General features: G+C 35.8%; 23 protein-coding genes. 15 read left to right on the top strand and 8 right to left on the bottom strand.

Going from position 1 to position 21,229, the window contains the following annotated elements:
• Positions 1 to 37: 37 nt before the first annotated feature.
• From BAQ44_RS27695 to phnA, 7 genes are all read left to right on the top strand, one after another.
• Positions 38 to 346, top strand: coding sequence for a YuzD family protein (locus tag BAQ44_RS27695; protein ID WP_061679584.1), 309 nt, complete (start codon positions 38 to 40; stop codon positions 344 to 346).
• Positions 315 to 1,193, top strand: a complete 879-nt coding sequence (locus BAQ44_RS27690; RefSeq protein WP_084669662.1) for a nucleotidyltransferase domain-containing protein — start codon at positions 315 to 317, stop codon at positions 1,191 to 1,193. The genes BAQ44_RS27695 and BAQ44_RS27690 overlap by 32 nt, the downstream gene beginning before the upstream one ends.
• Before the next feature lie 96 nt (positions 1,194 to 1,289).
• Positions 1,290 to 1,967 carry a CPBP family intramembrane glutamic endopeptidase gene (locus BAQ44_RS27685; RefSeq protein ID WP_071724918.1) on the top strand — a complete coding sequence of 226 codons (678 nt, stop codon included), beginning with the start codon at positions 1,290 to 1,292 and terminating at the stop codon, positions 1,965 to 1,967.
• A 113-nt stretch (positions 1,968 to 2,080) separates the two neighbouring features.
• Positions 2,081 to 2,749, top strand: a complete 669-nt coding sequence (locus BAQ44_RS27680; protein ID WP_063260522.1) for a hypothetical protein — start codon at positions 2,081 to 2,083, stop codon at positions 2,747 to 2,749.
• A gap of 360 nt (positions 2,750 to 3,109) precedes the next feature.
• Positions 3,110 to 3,904: a DUF2628 domain-containing protein gene (locus BAQ44_RS27675; protein WP_071724915.1), complete on the top strand. Its 795-nt coding sequence runs from the start codon at positions 3,110 to 3,112 to the stop codon at positions 3,902 to 3,904.
• Positions 3,905 to 3,978: 74 nt separating this feature from the next.
• Complete coding sequence (locus tag BAQ44_RS27670; protein ID WP_071724984.1) at positions 3,979 to 4,656, top strand: hypothetical protein; 678 nt, start codon at positions 3,979 to 3,981, stop codon at positions 4,654 to 4,656.
• A 203-nt stretch (positions 4,657 to 4,859) separates the two neighbouring features.
• Positions 4,860 to 5,201 (top strand): alkylphosphonate utilization operon protein PhnA, encoded by a 342-nt coding sequence (phnA, locus tag BAQ44_RS27665; RefSeq protein WP_048528370.1) that lies wholly within the window; start codon positions 4,860 to 4,862, stop codon positions 5,199 to 5,201.
• A 178-nt stretch (positions 5,202 to 5,379) separates the two neighbouring features.
• On the opposite strand, the gene BAQ44_RS27660 is transcribed toward phnA, so the two are convergent.
• From BAQ44_RS27660 to BAQ44_RS27645, 4 genes are all read right to left on the bottom strand, one after another.
• The gene (locus BAQ44_RS27660; protein WP_071724912.1) at positions 5,380 to 6,177 is read right to left on the bottom strand and encodes an ABC transporter permease; all 798 of its coding nucleotides are present in this window, start codon (positions 6,175 to 6,177) and stop codon (positions 5,380 to 5,382) included.
• Positions 6,161 to 6,820, bottom strand: a complete 660-nt coding sequence (locus tag BAQ44_RS27655) for an ABC transporter ATP-binding protein (protein WP_071724910.1) — start codon at positions 6,818 to 6,820, stop codon at positions 6,161 to 6,163. Before BAQ44_RS27655 ends, BAQ44_RS27660 begins: the two co-directional genes overlap by 17 nt.
• A gap of 54 nt (positions 6,821 to 6,874) precedes the next feature.
• On the bottom strand, positions 6,875 to 7,048 hold the full coding sequence (locus BAQ44_RS30605; RefSeq protein ID WP_063260526.1) for an aspartyl-phosphate phosphatase Spo0E family protein: 174 nt from the start codon (positions 7,046 to 7,048) through the stop codon (positions 6,875 to 6,877).
• Between the two features lie 230 nt (positions 7,049 to 7,278).
• Complete coding sequence (locus BAQ44_RS27645) at positions 7,279 to 8,349, bottom strand: NAD(P)/FAD-dependent oxidoreductase (RefSeq protein ID WP_071724908.1); 1,071 nt, start codon at positions 8,347 to 8,349, stop codon at positions 7,279 to 7,281.
• Positions 8,350 to 8,699: 350 nt separating this feature from the next.
• Here BAQ44_RS27645 and BAQ44_RS27640 point away from each other — a divergent pair, with 350 nt between their 5' ends.
• From BAQ44_RS27640 to BAQ44_RS27630, 3 genes are all read left to right on the top strand, one after another.
• On the top strand, positions 8,700 to 8,939 hold the full coding sequence (locus BAQ44_RS27640) for a YuzB family protein (protein ID WP_000595025.1): 240 nt from the start codon (positions 8,700 to 8,702) through the stop codon (positions 8,937 to 8,939).
• 244 nt (positions 8,940 to 9,183) lie between these two features.
• The gene (gene dapF, locus BAQ44_RS27635; RefSeq protein ID WP_061679576.1) at positions 9,184 to 10,050 is read left to right on the top strand and encodes a diaminopimelate epimerase; all 867 of its coding nucleotides are present in this window, start codon (positions 9,184 to 9,186) and stop codon (positions 10,048 to 10,050) included.
• Positions 10,051 to 10,090: 40 nt separating this feature from the next.
• On the top strand, positions 10,091 to 10,444 hold the full coding sequence (locus BAQ44_RS27630; RefSeq protein WP_000573830.1) for a HesB/IscA family protein: 354 nt from the start codon (positions 10,091 to 10,093) through the stop codon (positions 10,442 to 10,444).
• Between the two features lie 145 nt (positions 10,445 to 10,589).
• Here the strand turns inward: BAQ44_RS27630 and BAQ44_RS27625 are convergent, their stop codons facing one another.
• A complete protein-coding gene (locus BAQ44_RS27625; RefSeq protein ID WP_071724906.1) occupies positions 10,590 to 11,153 on the bottom strand; it encodes a GNAT family N-acetyltransferase in 564 nt (187 codons plus the stop codon).
• 223 nt (positions 11,154 to 11,376) lie between these two features.
• Between BAQ44_RS27625 and BAQ44_RS27620 the strand changes: the two genes are divergently transcribed.
• The 3 genes from BAQ44_RS27620 to BAQ44_RS27610 all read left to right on the top strand — a co-directional run bounded on the left by BAQ44_RS27620 (position 11,377) and on the right by BAQ44_RS27610 (position 12,802).
• Entirely contained in the window at positions 11,377 to 11,718 is a 342-nt protein-coding gene (locus tag BAQ44_RS27620) for a hypothetical protein (protein WP_071724904.1), read from the top strand.
• A complete protein-coding gene (locus BAQ44_RS27615; RefSeq protein WP_071724902.1) occupies positions 11,705 to 12,343 on the top strand; it encodes an O-methyltransferase in 639 nt (212 codons plus the stop codon). The genes BAQ44_RS27620 and BAQ44_RS27615 overlap by 14 nt, the downstream gene beginning before the upstream one ends.
• Before the next feature lie 105 nt (positions 12,344 to 12,448).
• Complete coding sequence (locus BAQ44_RS27610) at positions 12,449 to 12,802, top strand: YxeA family protein (RefSeq protein WP_061679573.1); 354 nt, start codon at positions 12,449 to 12,451, stop codon at positions 12,800 to 12,802.
• A gap of 28 nt (positions 12,803 to 12,830) precedes the next feature.
• Here the strand turns inward: BAQ44_RS27610 and BAQ44_RS27605 are convergent, their stop codons facing one another.
• Positions 12,831 to 13,292: a 2-thiouracil desulfurase family protein gene (locus BAQ44_RS27605; RefSeq protein WP_071724900.1), complete on the bottom strand. Its 462-nt coding sequence runs from the start codon at positions 13,290 to 13,292 to the stop codon at positions 12,831 to 12,833.
• 80 nt (positions 13,293 to 13,372) lie between these two features.
• Here BAQ44_RS27605 and BAQ44_RS27600 point away from each other — a divergent pair, with 80 nt between their 5' ends.
• Positions 13,373 to 14,254: a helix-turn-helix domain-containing protein gene (locus tag BAQ44_RS27600; RefSeq protein ID WP_071724899.1), complete on the top strand. Its 882-nt coding sequence runs from the start codon at positions 13,373 to 13,375 to the stop codon at positions 14,252 to 14,254.
• A gap of 17 nt (positions 14,255 to 14,271) precedes the next feature.
• On the opposite strand, the gene BAQ44_RS27595 is transcribed toward BAQ44_RS27600, so the two are convergent.
• The gene (locus BAQ44_RS27595) at positions 14,272 to 15,519 is read right to left on the bottom strand and encodes an MFS transporter (RefSeq protein WP_071724896.1); all 1,248 of its coding nucleotides are present in this window, start codon (positions 15,517 to 15,519) and stop codon (positions 14,272 to 14,274) included.
• A gap of 329 nt (positions 15,520 to 15,848) precedes the next feature.
• Complete coding sequence (locus BAQ44_RS27590; RefSeq protein WP_071724894.1) at positions 15,849 to 16,328, bottom strand: GyrI-like domain-containing protein; 480 nt, start codon at positions 16,326 to 16,328, stop codon at positions 15,849 to 15,851.
• Positions 16,329 to 16,793: 465 nt separating this feature from the next.
• Here BAQ44_RS27590 and BAQ44_RS27585 point away from each other — a divergent pair.
• Positions 16,794 to 21,229 (top strand): isopeptide-forming domain-containing fimbrial protein (locus tag BAQ44_RS27585; protein WP_116758426.1); only part of this gene is annotated, 4,436 nt, incomplete at its 3' end.

Below are 21,229 nucleotides of genomic sequence, written 5' to 3'. Positions count from 1 at the left end.
TTAATATGCTGTTGAAACAAGAGGCGGGGGAGAAGAAATGGTTAATGTGCAAGTGTATGGGACGAAAGTAATTTGTGCGAGCTGCGTTGGAATGCCATCTTCAACAGAAACGTTTGAGTGGCTACAAGCGGCGATTGGTCGTAAATATGAAGGACAAGAAAATAAATTTAATTTCGAGTATATTGATTTTCAAGAAAAACAAGAAGATGAGGATAAAAAAGCATTCGCAGAGCGCGTAGTGGAGGAAGATCTATTTTATCCGGTCGTTCTTGTAAATGGAGAAATTGTTGGAGAAGGAAATCCTCGTTTGAAGGATGTTTACGAAGAAATCGAGAAATATTTATAAAACAGGAAGCCTTTGCGAATTTGCGAAGGCTTTTTTTAATGGAGGGATAGATGTGAAAAATGGAGTGAAGCATTCGTTACCAACGGAAGTACAACAGTTAATGGAGCAGTACACCGTAGAATTAAAAGAAATTTTTTTGGATGAAAAAATAGTCGGGGTATATATTTACGGCTCCATCGCACTCGGTGCATTTCATGCAGAAACGAGCGATGTTGATTTTGTTACAGTAATAAGTGATTCTGTGAATGAAGCTGAAAAACAGCAACTTGTAGAACTTCATAAGAAGCTTAGTGATAGTACGTTAGGTGAAAGAATGGATGGTATGTATATTCCGCTTGCTGATTTAGGGAAATACAATGATGAAATGAATGAGTACGCGTATTGTGCAGATGGTAAAGCGGATATAGGTCATTGGGATATTAATGCGGTCACATGGTGGACATTAAAAAATCAAGGTATTACAGTTATCGGGAAAGAAGCGGAAGATCTTCCGTTTCAAATAAGATGGAATGATGTAGTAAATACGATGAAATACAATGTAGAACAGTACTGGAGTGAAAAGGCGAAACAGCCATATTTATTTTTTATAGAAGAGTGGGTAGAATCAGCTGTCGTTACGATGGGCCGTATTTTATATACACTAGATCATAAAACAATCGTTTCCAAAGATAGTGGATTGCAATACTTGTTAGAACGTTCAGGGGAAGAATGGGAGATTTTATTAAAAGAAGTAGCGAGGATACGGCAGAATCCAAAAGAAAAGCGAATGCTCTCAAGGTGGAGACGGGCAGATATGACGAGGAAGTACTTACTGCATTTAATTGAAACGTGTAGAGAGAAATGGTAGGGAAAAACAGACGATACATTAGGTTGTATCGTCTGTTTTTGTGTTGAAATTGGTATATAATGGTTTAAAAGGTTTAATTATACTGGAGGAGATAGGGTGAATACAGAATTAGCTTCTTATGAAGAAAAGAATGTAGTAATGAGTATGCGCGAAGTAATTAGCATGATAATAATTATTTTTGGGGTCATGCATGGAATTGGTTTTTTAAACATTACATATGACTCTTCCTTATATCCATGGTATGTAGATCATCTTATTCCGCCTTTAACATTTCTTACTATTATTTTAATATACTCACCAGCAAGAAATTATTGTGTGCAGTTAGTAAAATCAATACAGTTCAATAATTTTAAACATTATGTAACGATAGTAATGACGATGATCGTACTGCTTATATATCTTGCGGTATTAAATTTAGTTTTACCACATGGACTTCGTGTGGATGAATCTAATATAGTAATAGAGCCTACTAAAAGTGAAATCATTTTATACGTAGTTGTACTCACGATTTTTGCACCGATTTGGGAAGAGCTTGTATTCCGAGGTATGTTTTTTATGAAATTATCTCAGCGCTTCTCTATACTTAGTAGTGCCGTTATAAGTGCTTCTATATTTACTTTAGGTCATCCCCTTACAGTAGGGAGTGTTTTATATATTTTTGGTATGGGTGTATGTTTAGCCTACACATATAAAAAAACAAATAATTTACTCGTTCCAATTGGAATTCATGTATTAAACAATTCATTTTATTTATTGGTGAATTTCCAGCTATAAAAAGACGCCTTTTTGAAAAGGGCGTCTTTCTTATTTTGTAGTAGGTAGAAAAGGCTTTACAAGTATTATGTAGAGGAAAGATAATAGAAAAAATATGTGTATGGGGGAAGATGATGAGTAAATATAAATTACATATAAATAAAGAACAACTATGGAAAGGGTGCATCTTAAAGTCGATTGCCCATGCAATTAATGTAGCGCATTGTCCAGATTTCTCACATGAAAGTTCATGGGACGGATTTAACTATAGTATGCAAGATACTCAAGGCGGACAAGGGACAATTACGTTTCATCCGAATTACACGATCGTATGTCTGCAGGATGTGAATAGTGAAAGAATTGATGAATGGATTGATGCGGCAAATTATTTTGAAGGGGCACCTTCGGAAGTGATAGACATTGCGAAAGAAGAAGCACTTCAATACGTATTAGAAGAAGTAGAAGGCGAAACAGTTCCTTTTATTACAACTGCATTTTGGATTGAGGATAGTGGTGCGTATTCAATTGATTCATTTGAAGAGATGGAAGAGCATGGCGGATTCTTATTAGAAATTCCGCTACTTGATCTGCAATCAGCAATAGAAAGATTAGAAGAAGAATATGAGCTGACAGAAGAGCAAATAGAGCTTTTACAACTCGTGTATGAGAGAAAAATCAAAAATCCAAACGAGGAAATTATGTTATCTAAAGAAGAAGTAGTGATGATCGGAACGGATGATAGTGAAGGATTGGAAGTTAGTAAGGAGTCGTTTGAAGAGATGAATATTACTTGGGCGTTGTAGGGGGATATAAAAAGTGTGATAAAGGTTTAGCGGGAAGTGCAATTATATTGTGTTTCCTACTAGCTTTTTATATGGGATCGATGTTTGTAGCAAATCGAAAATGATAGCAAGATAATAAGAAATATAGATAGTTTCATGTGAAACATTTTTAGTATTAAATATATAAAAAGTTTAACTTAGTGTATTAAACCTATCATTCATAAGTATTCTAATATATTTAAAAGTAAAATGGAATAATAAACGGATAATTGTCGGAATATATTCGATTTCTGTTCAATTTTATGAAATATATGTACTTTTTGTTAGAATCCTTCTTTTTCTTTCTATAAAATACATGTATATAGAAAGAAGAAAAGGATGATGTACGTGAAGGACACTGTTTTACAAGAAACAATTTCTCCGCAACAGTTACATACAGTCGTTCAAAAGAATACGGCGTATTATGACTTTAAGTGGGGCAAAGTAGAAAATCCAGCGCAAGGAAATACGTGGAATTGGGTAGCCTTTTTCTTCCCAACTTTTTGGTTAGCCTATCGTAAAATGTATAAGTTGTTTATTATACTTACGTTATTAGCGGTACCTAGTATCGTTGTAACTCCTTTTATAGATATTTCAGATGGGATTTATTTAACGTTTAGTTTAGTTCTTCAATTAGGAATGATGATATTTACTGGATGGCAAGGAAACCGTTTATATTATAAGCACGCTGCCCGTATTTTACATAAGGGAGAAAATATGCCTGATCATGAGAAGGCGTATTACTTACAATCAAAGGGTGGAGCTAGTTTTGCTGGCATGATTGGTTTACAAGTTATAGTGACGATAGTATTTGGTGGAGCTATGTTTGGACTTTCCCTTTTACCAACTGAGCCGAACATTAAAAATGTTGTTCGTTCAAGTGATGAAGGTTTTACTTTAGAGATTATGACGGATAATCCAACGTGGAAGCTTGTAAAGAAAGAAAAAGATTATGACGTAGTAGAATTTACTGGTTATGATTATACAGAGAAGAAAAATGTGAAAATAAAATTTGCTGTTTATTTCGATGAAGATTATTTCGAGTGGCAAGAGGTATATGAGAATAATAAGAAGTTAAGTGAAGAAGAGTTAGAAGAGTATCAATTTTACATTGAAGAGAATGGTTGGGGGTTCTAGTGAGAACTCGTTCATTTTGGAAAGAAGAATCTTGTGAAGGTTCTTCTTTTTATATGTTAGGAGGGAAAGGTCGTATGATGGATGTTTATTTTTATGATTGGGCTAAGAAACGTCCTAAAAAACATTATAATCGATTACATGAAATGAGAATTTTTGAATTGATTTTCTCAAAGGAATTAAGTAGGGTGAATCTTGGATTAGGAACTGTAGAACATATAGATATATATTGCCTAGCAAACCCTAATAAAGATATTTCTTATGAACTACATGAGACACTGGGAGAAATTTGTATATTCGTACCTTATGATTATATGCAATTTTTAAATGTGGAATCAGTTGAGGAGAAGTATAAGCATTTTTGTGAGTTGGTTTACCTCTATGTCGTACCAGCTATTGAAAAATATTCAAATCTATCATTAGAAACGATTAAAGAGTATGTGAATGAAGCGCTTCAAGAAATAGAGAAAGAGAATTATGAGATTGTGTTTTTAGTGGATAAAACACCGAAGAAGAGCCCAAGCCGAAAGAAAACAGCTATATTAAAAGGAATTCACCGTTCGGAAGGATTTCAGCTAATGTGTGAAGTGTATAATGATAAAGGGCTAAGAGTGGTAAATAAATTGCTCGTAGAAGAAGTAGGGAATGAAGTAGTCTATTCTAGATTTTTAGGCAAACTAAAATGGGAAAATGAGCACTTAATAGTAGTGAAATCTAAGACGAGCAGTTGGATGGAAGAAGTACATGTCGAATAAACTAATTATCGAAAAATGTGAATACAAAACACCATACGAATTGAAAATTTGTAAAATACAATAAAAAATGAGAATTTGAGGTAGGCTTGTCAATAACGTAAGACTGTGGCACTATAAAGAAATGCTGTACAAATTTTATTTATCGAGATGTAAACATCAATTTTGATTTTTACGTATAAATAATGAACGGAGGAAATGAATTTATGGCTACTTTACCAAATTGTCCAAAATGTAATTCAGAATATACGTATGAGGATGGCGTTCTTTTCGTATGTCCAGAATGTGCTCATGAGTGGGGCCAAGAAGCAGAAACTGAAAATAATGATGGTGCAAAAGTTGTAAAAGATGCGAACGGAAACGTTCTTCAAGACGGCGATGCTGTTACTGTCATTAAAGATTTAAAAGTAAAAGGAACGTCTTCAGTTGTGAAGATCGGTACGAAAGTAAAGAGTATCCGTCTAGTTGATGGCGATCACGATATTGATTGCAAAATCGACGGTTTCGGAGCTATGAAGTTAAAATCACAATTCGTTAAGAAGGCGTAAGTAATAAAAAAGAGGAGGCGATTAGCCTCCTTTTTTTTATTGTCATTTTTTGTCGGTAAGTCGATATTCCTTGTCGAATCGTCGATATATTTCAAAAATCGTTGATATATTTTGAGTTACGATAGATATATTCGAAAAATCGTCGATATAATTTTATTTACCGTGAACAGTGCAACATTTACCGCGCGCTATGGTCAATCTCTTTCAACTGACACCGCTTATTAAAGAAAGTTTTATATCCAAGCTGTAAGAAGATAATAACAGCAAAGGCAGTACTTCCTGAAATACCGAGTATGATAGCAATTTGATATTGAATAGCTGTAAATGGTGATACACCAGATAAGATTTGTCCTGTCATCATGCCTGGTAAGCTTATAATTCCCATTCCGACCATAGAATTGATCGTTGGTAAAATAGCAGAGTCAAAAGCGTCACGGATGAGCGGAGCGGCGGCTTCTTTCGGTGTTGCGCCGAGCATAAGGGCACCTTCAATTTGGCCTCTTTGCGATTTCATATTGTTTAAGAACGTATTTGCACCGAGAGAAACACCTGTCATCGCATTCCCAACTAACATTCCTGTAATCGGAACGATGTATTGCGGTGCATACCAAGGATCGTGACCGATAATAACAAAGATAAATAGTAGAAGTGGTCCAATTGATCCGGCAACCATGGAAAGAGCGGCTACTCGTTTTAAGTCTTTTGACATTGGGATGTTAACTCGGTTATAAATATTAAAAATTGCAAAGGTAGTAATAGAAGTAATAAGAGCAATTGTATAAAATGGATTACTATTTTCAAATACGTATGTAAGGACATATGCAACAAGTACGAGCTGAATCGTCATACGGAATGTTGCGAGCGCAATTTGTTTTTCGCGTGGTATTCCTTTTAATTTTACAAGTCCAATTAATATAAGAATGAAAATATATGCAGCGGCAAGTTGCCAAATTTGGAGTTCAATAACGCCCTTCAAATGAGAGCACTTCCTTTCTAGTTGCACCGTTTGCTTTGCTAATCTCAATAATATCGTCTGCAATTTCTTCTGGAAGTTGTTGCGAGTGTGTGATGAAGATAACTGTTTTTTTCTTTTCTTTTGCTAGCATAGTAAATTGTTTCATAACGCGGCGTTCTGTATCGCTATCTAGCGCCGAGGTTGGTTCATCTAATAAATAGACAGGTGGATCCATAAGTACGATACGTGCAAAAGCAAGTCGTTGTTTTTCCCCGCCTGATAAGGAATCAGCGTTGTCTTCTAAATTTTTTTCTAAGCTAACAGTCGTTAATGCGCTTCGCAGAGCATTATCATTTGGAAATGGTTTTTCAGAAAGACGAAGTCCCATTAATAGATTGTCTTTAATCGTTCCATCAAAAATAGGTGGCGTTTGTCCAAGCATGATTACATCACGTCGTAATTGAATAGGGGGATAGTCAGAAATTAATTTTCCGTTATATTCAATTGTACCAGAGGTTGGTGATTGCAAATCATTTAGCATACGAAGCAATGTGCTTTTTCCGCTCCCACTCTCACCGATAATACATGTGATTTTTTCTTTTTGAATCTGTAAATAAGGAATGTGTAGTATATCTTTATATGTAACGTCTTTTAATATAAACATAGATGGCTCCTTTCTGATTCTAGTTATATCGTATCAAAAAAGAGAAGATACCGGTTATAAAGAGCAACGTTTTTTCTTTGTTTTGAGTTCTATTAATAAGTTAAGTAAACGATCTAATTCTTGGCTGAAAGAAATTACTTTATCGTGAGTAAATCCGTACTTTTCAACGAGATAGATCAATTCTTTCTTCTTCGCTTCTATTCGATCGTTTAGTTTCGTTACGTTCATAAGTAAAATGGAATGCCTCCTGTAAAAGTATTTACAACACAAAAAATAAGACCGAATGACTTCGGTCTTAAAGGAAATAAAACAACTTATAAATAGCATACACTGTTTATCGATAGTTTTTAATATAAAAATGAAAAATAAATCATTATTCATATTGAGAAAGATGTGTCTGATAATTATATGTTAACGAATAAAAGAGGCTGCCTGCTTAGTAGACAGCCTGTAAAGTATTAACCTTTATGATATTTGTACATCCAAAGAAGACCGGATTTTAATAATCTCGGTACACGTCCCATTAATGGTTGGTTTGCTAGTAAACCGAAGCCGTGCTTCTTCCCAAGAGAACCGAGAACACCTTTTAATTTAATAACAGGTAGTTCGTCAGGAAGTGGTTCATTATTCCAACGTTTTAATAATATTTGGACAATTTGTTCTCCTTGACCTTCAGCAAGTTGGGCAGATGGAGCGTGCGGAAGTGCTGCGCAATCGCCTACAACATATACGTGCTCGTTATTCGGAATATTGTGATATTTTGTTAAAACAACCCGTCCGCTACCATCTTGTTCAACTGGAAGGTTTCGAACAACTTCATTTGCTTGAATACCAGCTGTCCAGACAATTGCATCACATTCAAGTGGTTCATCGTGGTTGTACACAATGTTTGGTTCTACTTTTGTAATGTTAGAGTTTCTTATAATAGTAACTTTATGTTTTACGAACCATTCTTCTACGTATCTACTTAATTTCTCTGGATATGGGAAAAGAATTCTATCTTTTCGATCAAATAAGTGGATTTTTAAATCAGAACGACTTTCGCGAAGTTCACTTGCAACTTCAACGCCACTTAATCCAGCACCAACGACAGCTACTGTTGCGTTTGGTTCTAGACTATTTAATTGTTCATATGTCTTACGTGTTTGTTCAATCGATTGTAGGCTATGTGTATATTCCTTCGCCCCAGGAACGTTATGATATTTATCCTCACAGCCAAGACCGATAATTAAATCATCATATGAGATCGCTTCGCCGCCATCGAGATGAACAGCTTTTTCTTCAAGATCAATATTTGTTATTGTGCCGTATTGAATATTGAGGCGTGGGTGCTCGGGAAACGGTATACGAATATGCGTTTCTGAAATAGTACCCGCAACTAATGCATAATATTCAGTTTTGAAGCAATGATATGGTACTTTGTCGATTAATGTCACTTGTACATCATCTGGAAGTTGGTTGCTTGGAAGTAGCCGCTGCAGAATTCTCATTCCACCGTAGCCGCCACCTAGTATTACGAGGTGTTTCATGATGGATTACCCCTTTTCTGTTGAAATATCCCCTAATCACACAATTTTATATTAATAAAATATTTTGACTTTACTCAATCAAATTATATCGAATTTGTGAACAAATAACAATGCATGAATGAATACTCTGTTGTACAATAAGAAGAAAAGTAAAGTAAACTGTTTTGCCTTTTTAGTTACCATTTCATTGCAAGTATCATGTTATATAAAATAAAACCATCTACTTTGAAGTGAAATAGTGAAGTAACTAAATAGTTTAGAATGTATAACGAAAACAACAAGAGACAGCTTAGTTTTCTTCTTATAGATAGTCAGAAGGTAATTTGTTTTGTAGTACAGGGGGGAGAATTTTGATTAAACCATTAATTGAATTTTGTGTAGGTAATCTTGCGAGTGGTTCACAAGCAGCTTTAGAGAAATTAGAAAAAGATCCGAATTTAGATGTAATGGAGTATGGTTGTTTAGGATATTGTGGCATTTGTTTTGAGGGGCCATTTGCACTTGTAAACGGCGAAGTCGTACAAGGTGCTACAGTAGAAGAACTAGTCAATAATGTATATGATTATTTGGATGAAAATCCAATGTTTTAAGGTGTTGCAATCGGCAGCACCTTTTTCTTTTTCTATTAGATAAAATTTTGTTTCGCAGGGGAGGATAATACTGAATATAAATAAAAAAAGGCCCTTTTAAAAGGGCTTTTTTCTTACACAATTTGTGCAAGAATGGCTCATCGCCAAATGTTGTCAAATATGAGAAACGGGGGACATTCATATTGTGTTCTAAAAGCGTGCATTTTATACTTAAAATAACAAACTATTTTTGGAGTGAATACAAATGAGCCAATTTTCTTTTACAAAAATGCATGGTCTTGGCAATAGTTATATATATGTAAATATGTTTGAAGAACAAATTCCTGAAGAAGATTTAGCTCTTGTGGCGGAAAAGGTTTCAAATATTAATACTGGTATTGGAGCAGATGGAATGATTTTAATTTGTCCATCTGACGTAGCTCCGGTGAAAATGCGCATGTTTAATAATGATGGATCAGAAGGAAAGAGCTGCGGTAACGGTTTACGCTGCGTAGCGAAATATGCGTATGAGCATAAACTAGTAGAAGAAACAGTTTTCACAATTGAAACGTTAGCTGGTATTGTAACGGCGGAAGTAACAGTAGAAGAAGGGAAAGTTACGTTAGCGAAAATCGATATGGGAGCACCGCGTTTAACGCGTGAAGAAATACCGATGCTTGGTGAAGGTGAAACACCATTTATTCGTGAAAACTTCTTATACAATAATCATCGTTATGCATTTACAGCTGTTTCAATGGGGAATCCGCATGCGGTTATTTTTGTGAATGATGTAGAACAAGCACCTCTTACAACACTTGGGCCAGTCCTTGAGACACATGAAATGTTCCCAGAGCGAGTAAATGTTGAATTCATCGAGATTTTGAATGAGGAAGAAATGAACTTCCGCGTTTGGGAACGAGGATCTGGTGTAACACAAGCTTGCGGAACAGGGGCGTGTGCTGCAGTTGTAGCCTCTATTTTAAATGGAAAGATGGAACGTGGTAAGGAAATTACAGTCCATTTAGCTGGTGGCGATTTAATGATTGCATGGACAGAAGAAGGCAATGTGTTAATGAAAGGACCAGCGGAAGTAATTTGCCGCGGAGTGTATGAGTACAAGATAGAAGCGTAAAGATGTATAATAGAATGAGAACAGAAAGGATGTGTATTTCATGATTGAAGTAACAGAACAAGCAGCTTTTCAAATTAAAGATATGTTAAAAGATGCTGAAGATGGAGAGAAGTACGTGCGCCTTGCTGTACATGGTGGCGGATGTACTGGCCTTTCTTACGGCTTAGGATTTGAAGTAGAACCAAAAGAAGACGACACAGTTCTTGAATTTTTCGGTGTTGAATTTGTTATCGATACAGAAAGTGCTCCAATTGTTAAAGGAGTAAAAATTGATTATAAACAATCTATGCTTGGCGGCGGATTCACAATCGACAATCCAAACGCAATCGCATCATGCGGATGTGGATCATCTTTCCGTACAGCGACGAATGCTGGTAAGCCAGAAGAGTGCTAAGTTTTTAGCAGAAATAGAAAAAGACCTTTTTAGCGATGAAATAAAATCGTTAAGGAGGTCTTTTCTTTTGTTGTAAAAAGCAAAAACGTCGCCTTCCCAATTTAGAAAACGACTTTAAGATATGTTACATAACGAATGTTAAAATCTAATTGATCTTTGCATAGATGCAAGTATCAGTTAGTTGTTTGCCGTCAGCTGTAAGATCTTCATTACGTAATATCCCTTCAAGCTCAAAACCTAATTTTTCAGGAATCGCACGACTTTTCGTGTTATTACGTTCACATCGTATTTCAATCCTTCTAAATTTGAATAACTGAAATCCAAGGTTTATTAACGTATTTACTACTTCTGTCATATATCCATTTCCACTAAATTGGGTGTTAATCCAGTATCCAATTTCACATTTAGAAACCTTCCAATAAATTCCATGAAGGCTAGCAGTTCCAATAAAATCATTTGTCTCTTTATGGTAGATAAGATAGCGAAAGCTTTCTCTTTTCAAAAAATCTATATGCGCATTTCTTAGGAGAATTTCCGTTTCTTCAACAGTAGGAATTGACTGGAATAAAAGCAGCCATTGTTTTAATTCATTAATGGAATCTTTAATAGCTTGTTGTACTATAGCCCCTTCACCAGCTTGAAGTGGTGCCCGAAGAATAAGTCTATCTGTTTCTATTTGTAACGGAACATTTAATAAAATAGGATTCATATTATTTCTCCTCTCAAAAGCTAGAAAACAATAAATATATATTCCCTTCATCATTTAGAAATCCCTTTTCACATATTGAAGACGAAATCGCTAATTAGAAAGGAGTTAAATGCTTCTTTTCCAATTAGCGGTTTTTCTTTTGTTTTGACAAATTGTATACAAACGTATACAATTTTGGTTAATAAAACAAATGTATACATTTGTATACAAAGGGGGATTTAAAATGAGAAAAGATAAGTTCATGAAAGAAGGACACCACCGTGGTGAGCGTCATAAAGGAAGGGACGGATCTCATCATCGCGGACCGAAAACATTTCGCCGCGGGAGAGCAATTGCCTTTTTAGAAATGATGAATTTGAAACGAGCGACAATTAAACAACAGTTAAGTGAGCCAGAATTCCAGTCTATTCAGCAAATTTTAATCGGAGAATTAAAGGCAATTGATATGGTTATTAATGAATTTACACAACTATTTGAAATACATGAGTGTGAAACAGAAGAAGCGCCTAAGTTAGATGAGAAGGAAAATCTAGAGCAAGGGACTGCATCTGATGAAACAAATTAATCGTTATATCGATTCAGTGTTTTGTGATCAAGATGCTCTTTTGGATGAAGTGATTGTTTCCATAAAAGAAAATGAAATGCCACCGATATCGGTATCGCCTTCTTCGGGGAAATTTTTAACGATGTTAGTTTCCATTTCTGGAGCGAAAGATGTTTTAGAAATAGGTGCATTAGGTGGATATAGTGGCATTTGTCTTGCACGAGGTTTTGGAGAAGAAGGTACGTTAACTTCACTCGAACTTGAAGAGAAATATGCAGAGGTAGCGCATCGTAATTTACATAAAGCGGGATTTGGAAAACAAGTGTCGTATATGACGGGTGCTGCGTTACAAAGTCTTGAAAAACTAGTCGCTGGTAATAAGCGATTTGATTTCTTTTTTGTCGACGCCGATAAGGAGAATTATGAAAATTACTTAACATACTGCATCCAGCTTGCTAAGCCAGGTGCGGTAATTATTACAGATAATGTTTTAGCTGGTGGTAGTGTAGTTGATGAAAGTGCGAAACAAAAACGTTATACAGAAGTTATGAAGAAGTTTAATGAAGTAGTAGCAACGCATCCAAGTTTAGAATCCGTACTGATTCCAATTGGTGACGGAATGACGGTTTCTAAAGTGAAGAAATAATTATTATCTTACAAAAGTGTAATGTTCATGTCATGTTTTTGAATTTCTTCTTTAAAGATCAGGCTTTAAGATAACAATATAAGAAAAACACATGAGGTGAAGGAAATGAAAAGATATATTGCACTTTTTAGTATTTTAGTTGTATTTGCAAGCCTATTAGTTGGCTGTGATTTAAATCGTATGGGTAAAGACGAGTATTACGTTCAAATTACGGTAGATGGAAAAGAGTATAATGGTAAAGCTGATAATGGTCAGCCTTATAAAGATTACGAATATAAACTAACTGGTTTTGATAAAGACGGAAAAGAAAAAGAATTAGAATTTACTGCACAAAAAAACTTACGTAAAGATGCATTCTTACGTGTATATCACTCAGATAAAAAAGGTGTATCAGCTTGGGAAGAAGTAAAGAAAGATGAGCTTCCTGCGAAAGTGAAAGAAAAGCTAGGTGCAAAATAAGAAAGAAAAAAGGAATTGACGAATAGGGTCAATTCCTTTTTTCTTTATCAAAATCCTCTTCCGAAATGACTTTCAATCCATGTCTTTTGAATAAAGCAGTGGTTACTCCGTAACCAGTTTGTTTATTCCCGTTAAATTCTCCAGTGTAAATCGTAGAACTACCACAAGATGGACTGCGTTCTTTTAAAATGATGTACTCTGGGTGTAAATCTTTCATTTGTTCTAGAGCTTTATAAGCGCCGCGCACGAAAGCTTCTGTAACATTTTCACCACCTTTTGTCATCACTTTTGCTTTTCCATCTAAAACGTCATCGCCATTCCCGCCAATAATTTCAGCTGAAGGACGAGGCGTTGGTAATCCTCCTAATACTTCAGGACAAATGAGGACTGTATCTTCTTGTTGCAGCAAATCTTCTATTTTTGAAACGAGATTGTCACTTCCATCATACCGACAAGCGATACCACCTAAACAAGCGCTAATTACAATCATATTTTCATCTCCATTAAAAAAATTTTAAATATCACGCCAATTTTTCTTCCAGACTCTTACCTATAAATGAGGTGATGAAAATGGGAAGCTTATATAACTTAATGAAACCATACAGTGAATTTCGAAGTAAAGAAGAGTTTAATACATATCAAAAGCAAGTTTTGAAGTGCTATCGATTCCAATTAAATAAGACGGATGCTACCATCATTTATTTTTTAGGAAAGTATGCAGTGAATGAGAAACAGAAAACAGTGGGAGTTGCTTGTCCGTTAATGGAGACAATTGCGACGAATGTTGGAAAGAGTATTCGTACAGTACGCCGCTCAATTGCAAAGTTAGAGGAACTAGGCATTATAAAGCGTGTTGCGACAAAAGAAAGACATAGGCGCGGCGGATATAGTGCGAACTTATATGTATTTCTTACATCTGCAATTGACCGCATGGATGACCGGATGAAAATGTCCGCATGTGAAAGTGATGATCGTGCAGCTGGCTGTAGTAAAAACGAGCAAAAAAATGAGGGGGAAACAATTCTTTCTAAAAACATTCCACAAATAAAAGAGAATAGAAAAGAAACGTACGAACTTGATGAGACGTATTGCCGCCACGATATACCGAAGCCTTTTATATACGCACTTGTGCCGATGACGCGTAATCCGAAGAAGATTAATATATTTTGGAGTAAGGTGGAACTTGCCTATAAAAAGAGCGGGTTACTAGAGCAAGGTGTTTTACTGGAGCAAATATTAGCTGATGAAGAAGTGTATGGGAATTTCATTTGGCGAGTAAAGAGTGTTGTGAGAGCGTATAAATACGGGGAAATCCGTAAAAATGTGAAGGCTCTTTTATACAGTACAGTGCGGGATCTGTTTTTAGAGGTTGGATTAGAATGGGGAGCAGCTGTGAGAAGAAGTAAGGGGATACCGTTATTTGATCCGTTTAAAAAGGAGCCATGCGTATAACACATGACTCCAAGTCGTTAATCAAACTTTCTTACAACTGGAACACGAATCGCTACAAATAGTACGAAGACGATAACGGCGATTGCACCACTTTTCATAACGGTTACGATTGGAATTCCTATTGCGAGTGCGATTGATGTGAATGCATAAGAAAGCGGGATAAAGCCCATTGATGATAGCATAAGTAAACTCATTACGCGTCCCATCATTTCTTCTTTTACTGTTGATTGAATCATCGCCATAAGCGGAACGATAGCCATTGCGATTGTAATACCGTAAAACATGCCAGCTAATAATGCTTGCCAAAGTACGGTGCTAAAGTTGATGGATAAGAAGAATACGCCAGATAGTAGCATCATGATAATACAAAATAGGCCGCGTCTACGATTAATATTTTTTAAACCGACAATGACAGCACCGATTGCCATTCCGCCTCCTACAGACGCTTCTAAGTAACTGAACTGAAGCGAGTCGCCGTGCAGAACATTTTTAACGAAAAGCGGGAAGCCGACTTGCATCGGACCGATTAAAAATAAGTTTAAAAAGGCGCTACAAAGAAGGAAAGTTGAAAGGAATGGTGATTCCTTTACATATAAGATTCCTTCTTTAATAGAAGTGAACATGCCTTTGTCTGTATCTCTCTGCTCTGGCATCGTAAATTGTATTTTTTGAACGAGTATGGCTGCGACGATCAGCAATAAAATTGTGATCGAAAAGATCGTTTCATAGTTCGTAAATTTGATAAGAATGCCGCCAAGTACAGGGCCTAAGATGACCGATGCTTGGTTTGTCATTTGCGTAAGTGAGTTTGCTTGTGTTAAACGGCTTTTTTCTACAAGTTCAGGCAAGATAGATCCATCTGCTGACCAGAAAAAAGCATCAGCAAGCCCAAAGAATAAAGCGAATAAAGCAAATGTATATAGTGTTACATCACCTACGATGAACCACGTGAGTATGGTTGCGACAAGAATGGCACGAATAATATTAGAATAAAACATAATGTTTTTTTTCGGGAATTTATCAGCTAATGCTCCGCCGATAATCATAAAAATAAGCCTTGGAACACTAAGAGCGACGAAAACAACACCGAGTGAAGCTTCAAGGTTTAATGTTTTTGCTATGTACCACGTTTGTGAAAAAGTAAAAAAGGCTAAAGCAAAGCTTGAAAAGAGAGTAGCTGCCCAAAGAAAAAGGAAATTCGTATTTTTTAATAACGGTTTCGCGTTTTCTTTTAAAGCAGATTTATTTTGTTGTAGTTCCTCCATATTGCTTCCTTTCTATGTGACAAATTTAAACTAAAAAACCTGTTAACAATCACTTTATCCCGCGTTAACGGGCAGTAAAACTCCCACCTCAAAATTTGGCTCGAGCAAAGAAGTTAGGTGGGAGACCAACTGCCCGTAAACGTCCGATTGGTTCAACTAATACTCAGTAGTGGGGGGATGCCCCCCCACTACTGAGTATAGTTTCACTTTATACAGTTTCTAATATTTCTATACTGCACTTTCTCATTGTAGACAATAATGTGGAATTTGCACAGTGGCTATTTAACGACAAAAAAGAAGATACCAAATGGTATCTTCTTTTTTGTCGTTTAGGCTAATGCAATATAAATATCCAATTGTACGTTGGTTGGATCTGTTGCTTTTTCATCATAAAGCTCAAAGTCTGTTGTAAAAGCACGTTTGTTTTCTTTTGACCATTTCCAAATATATTCCCAGGCCTCGCAAACGACTTCAGCAACTGGTCCCTTTCTTGTTGTAAATACCGCATATGTAGCGGCAGGTATTGTTACAGTTGTCATATTTTCAGGAACGTCTTCTAATGAGGAAACTGGCATGCCGATTGTAAATTGATATGTACCAGTTTCATCTGATTCATAATTTGAGTAGAAAGCGAATGTTTCTTTCGTTTGTTGATTTGGGATGTGATGCATCATTTGTTCTTGGAAGTATTGGTTCCAAAGCCCGGGAATTTTTCCTTCAGTAGATGCTTCTATTTCATTTGTCGTCGTAGTCGAAACGCCGATTGCTTGGAAAGCTTCTTTTTTTACGATAATAGGTTCGTTTATCATTAAAAATTCCTCCTCTAAATTAGAACGTTTGTTCTCATTTTAATATAACATATTTTTACATGTAACGGTTACTATTTTTCGGGAATTTAAATAATAATTAATGAACTAAAATAAGTAAAAAATGGTAAACTTCCTATTGCTTGTATAAATAGATTAACGAGTATGTTAAGATTTTTATGTATCCTTTAACTGTCATATAAACCTATATAATAGAGGGTTTTTCCTATATTAAAAAAATAGTAGGGGTTTATATGGGTATCCGATATATATGCTATTTTTGATAAATTAAAATAGTAATATTCTATGAGATTTGTATTGTTGAAATAGGGATTTCAATGATGCATCTTCGTAGGACGGATTGTTGCGAGTGGATATATATTGCTATGTTTCCGGTTACTAAATGAAATGGGTACTGAAATGAAGTAGACGGATAGCAAATATATAGAAAGGAGAAAAGGTAGAAATATGAAAAAAGTGTTGAAAAGTTTTAATGTCGTAACAATGATTACACTTCTCCTATCCATCATATTACCTTCACCTAGCGCTTTTGCTACAGAGATAAATAAAAAGAGCTGGGATGAGTTACAAGGGAATGATGTGAAGATTAAGGCAGAGAAAGTGAATGCTGAAATATACAGGGGAGAAGTAGCTGAGAGGGAGCACGTATTTCAATATACGATTGAAAATACGGGAGATACACCAATTCAAGAATTGGTGATGAAACAAAATAATGACAATGAAATTATGTTTCTTCCTCAATCTATGAAAGTAAACGGGGAGAAACTACCTGAAAATAGGGTAGCTGATTTCTATATAGAAGAAAAAGATAAGGGAGGAAAGCTTCTTTCTTTTAATCTTAAAATTCAAGATTTAAAATCACACGAAAAAATGACTGTGTTAATAAAAGCTAGTCGTGCACAGCATTTTAATAAAGAATACAAACAAAAAATTAGTGTGCAAAAAGATCAAGTGCAAATAGGAAATATGTCTGTAGATGTTGAAGGGATTCCGTCTGAAGACAAGGTTGAAGTGAATGCCGATGATGAGGCTGACAGTAATAAGAAAGAAGTAGGCGCATCAGTTGATAATACAGCTAAAAAAGTTGATGAAAAGCTAAAAGTATCTGTAGAAGATAAAAATAAACCTACATCAAAAACAGAACTGGAGAAGGCAGAACAACCAGTAACTGAAGCTGAGAAACAGCCAGAAAAAGAGGCAGCAAAGCAGGGCAATACAGAAGTACAAGCTGCATCAGAAAATGCTTCAAAGGTTCAAATCCAAACAGGGGATAAGCAAGGGTTTGGAGATCCACTGTATTCCGTAATTGCTGCTGGTGATTTAGTACAGACTGGTAATGTGACGCTTGGGCTAACAGATAATCACTATACTAGGCAAAGTGTCGGGGGGAAAGTAAATAAAAAAGCTGTAGATATTGATAATGATGACACTACATTTAATTCATCAACAGGAGCTTTTCCTAACATCCCTGCTGGAAGTAAAGTGAAAAAGGCGTATTTATTTTGGACAGCTGCTATGGGAACTCCAAGTGATGCAAGGACAGATTATAGAGTTAGCGATGAAGATGTAAGACAGCCTGTTAAAGTGAAGATGGGAAATAAGCAATACACCGAAGTAAGTGCTGATAGTATACGAAAAGCGAATTATTTACCGTATATTGCAAATCACTATAGCAGTGGCGCAGGATATGTTGCATATGCTGACGTAACAAATGTGATTGCAAAACAAGGTATTTCTCAAACGGTGACAGTTGCAAATGTACCACAAATTAAATTTGAAAAGGGTAGTGGCTACTACTGGGGCAACTGGAATCTTATATTAGTGTATGAAAACTATAAAGAAACCGTAAAAGATATGAAAATTTGGGAAGGTTTAGTTTCTCAAAAAAGTACAGCTTGGACAGATATTAGTGTTAATAAAATAAACACACCGAAAGAAGGGGCTTTTAAGGCGAAATTTAGTTATTTCTCGTCACAAGGAGATCCTGCTGATAATGATGGATATGCCTATGATTATGGAGAGTATGACTTTGGATTAGGATATCAAAAGCTGAAAAATATTAACGGTAAGGACAATGATGTTAATGACTCGTCTATGACAGAAGTACAAGTGGATGGGACTAACGAGTTTGTTACAAAAAAATATCCGGGATATAACCCAGATTGGACAAATTCATTTAGTACAGATATTCATACGTATCATCTTGAGGGACCAAAGCAAGTGAAAAACGATTTAAAAGAAGGAAAAATGCGCTTTAGAGCATATGGTGGCGGCGGTGATATTTACGTATTAAACAACACTACATTCGTCACAGAACATAATGCGCCAAATTTACAAGTTGATAAAAAGGCGTTAGATAGTGCTGGAAAAGAAATTAAGGAAGTTAAAGTTGGCGAAGAAATTACGTACCAAATTGAAGTGAAAAATGATACGAAGAATAATCAAGCACCGGTATCTAATGTAAAAGGATTTGATAAATTAGATAATCGCTTAGAGTATGTCCCGGGATCCATTCAATATGTTACTGGGAGCAATAAAGGACAAAAAACAGATGATGCAAACGATGATGAAGCAGAGTTTGTAAATAATCAAATTGATTTCCGTCTTGGTGAAGGGGCAGATTCTACAGACGGTGGTGTTTTACAGCCTGGTGAAAGTGCCGTTATTACATTTAAGGTGAAAGTGAAAGAATCTATACAATCAGATACAACAGTCAAAAATGTCGTTGCTGTAAAGGGACAAGATAGTGCTGAGATAAAGTATGAGAGTGAAGACGATGCAAATGTTACAGTTACGACTCCAAAAGAGGTTCCTGGAGAAATAGAAGCGACAAAAGTAGCTTCAAATAAAACACCGAGTTTAGGTGATGAAGTAGAGTATCGCATTACTTTTAAAAACATTATCAAAGATGGACGTCTAGATGTATTGACGATTGAAGATGAATTACCGAGTAGTCTTGAGTTCGTGAAAGATAGTTTGAAAGCAGAAGGTGCAAAACCAGAGCCAGTAGAGCTGAAATTTGAAAATGGCAAAGTAATTGCAAAGTATCCAGAAATTATGGATATGGAAGAAAGAAGTATCGTCTTTAAAACGAAAGTAAAAGAAACTGCAAAAATTGGTGAAGAAATTGTTAACAAAGCAATTGTTAGTGATAAAACAAATCCACCAAAGGATCTAGAAGAAAAGATTACACCACAGCATAAGGCCGGCAAAATTGCTGCAAAGAAAAAAGCAACAAATAAGAAGCCGAAGCTAGGAGAAGAAGTTGAATATCAAATTAGCTTCAAAAATACGGTGGAAAATGGAAAACTAGAGGCAGTTACAATAGAAGATGAAATTCCAGCTAACTTAGAATTTGTTCAAGGTAGTGAGAGAGCTGAAGGTGCTGGACCAAATCCAGTAGAGTTAAAAGTAGAAAATGGTAAGGTAATCGCAAAGTATCCAGAGATTACAGATACAAAAGAGCGAAGCATCATTTTTAAAGTGAAAGTAAAAGAAGAAGCAAAAGCAGGAGAAACAATTGTTAATAAAGCAATTGTAAGTGATCCGAATGGTCAGACTGAGTACCCAGAAGAAAAGATTACGCCAGGTTATAAAGACGGTAAAGTAGACGTAGATAAAAGCGTAACGAATCAAACACCAAAACTAGGAGAAGAAGTGGAATACCGCATTACATTTCATAATACAGTAGAAAACGGAAAGCTCGAAAAGGTAATGATAGAAGACACGTTGCCTGAAGGTGTTGAATACGTGAAAGGTAGTTTGAAAGCAGAAGGTGTAAAACCAGAGCCAGTAGAACTAAAAATGGAGAATGGCAAAGTAACTGCAACATATCCAGAAATTACGGATATGGAACAAAGAAGTATTGTTTTTAAAGTGAAAGTAAAAGAGACGGCAAAAGTAGGGGAAGCAATTGTAAACAAAGCAGTTGCAAAAGATCCGAAACATGATCCGACTGATGCAAAGGTTGTTATTACACCGCAAAGTAAAAAAGGTGTAATTGCTGCTACAAAGGTAGTTAATAATGAAAAGCCGAAGCTAGGAGAAGAAATCGAATATCGAATTAGTTTTCATAATACGGTAGAGAACGGAAAACTAGCAGAGGTGCGAGTAGAAGATACAATTCCAACAGGCCTTGAATATGTAGAGAATAGTATTAAGGCTGAAGGCGAAGCGCCGGGTCCAGTAGAATTAACAGTTGAAGCTGGGGTAGTTAAAGCTAAGTATATCGATATTACGGATACGAAAGAAAGAAGTATCGTCTTTAAAGTAAAGGTGAAGGAAGAAGCAAAAGTAGGTAAAGAGATTGTCAATAAAGCAATTGTTGACGATACGGAACATCCACCGATTGAGCCGGAGGAAAGAATTACTCCGCAGTATAAAGATGGAATGATTGATTCGAAGAAGACAGTAGATAATCCAACGCCAAAACTAGGAGAAGAAGTGGAATACCGAATTAGCTTTAAGAATACGGTAGAAAACGGAAAACTAGAAAAGGTAAAAATAGAGGATACAATCCCTAATGGTTTAGAGTATGTAAATGATAGTGAAAAGGCGGAAGGCGATAAACCAGCTCCAGTAAAGTTACGTGTGAAAGATGGAAAAGTTATCGCTGAATACGAAAATATTACGGATACGAAAGAAAGAAGTATCGTCTTTAAAGTAAAGGTGAAAGAAGAAGCGGAAGTAGGCAAGGAAATCGTCAATAAGGCAATTGTTGACGATACGAAAGATTCAAAAGAGCCAGAAGCAAAAATTACGCCATTACACAAAGATGGAAAAATGAAAGCAAAGAAAAGCGTAAATAATCTAGTGCCGAAGTTAGGAGAAGAAGTAGAATACCGAATTAGCTTTAAAAATACGGTAGAAAACGGAAAACTAGC

The organism is Bacillus mobilis (assembly GCF_001884045.1).
Classification (GTDB): domain Bacteria; phylum Bacillota; class Bacilli; order Bacillales; family Bacillaceae_G; genus Bacillus_A; species Bacillus_A mobilis.
Note: the sequence above shows the minus strand (reverse complement) of the source record. Positions and strands in the feature narration are given on the sequence as shown.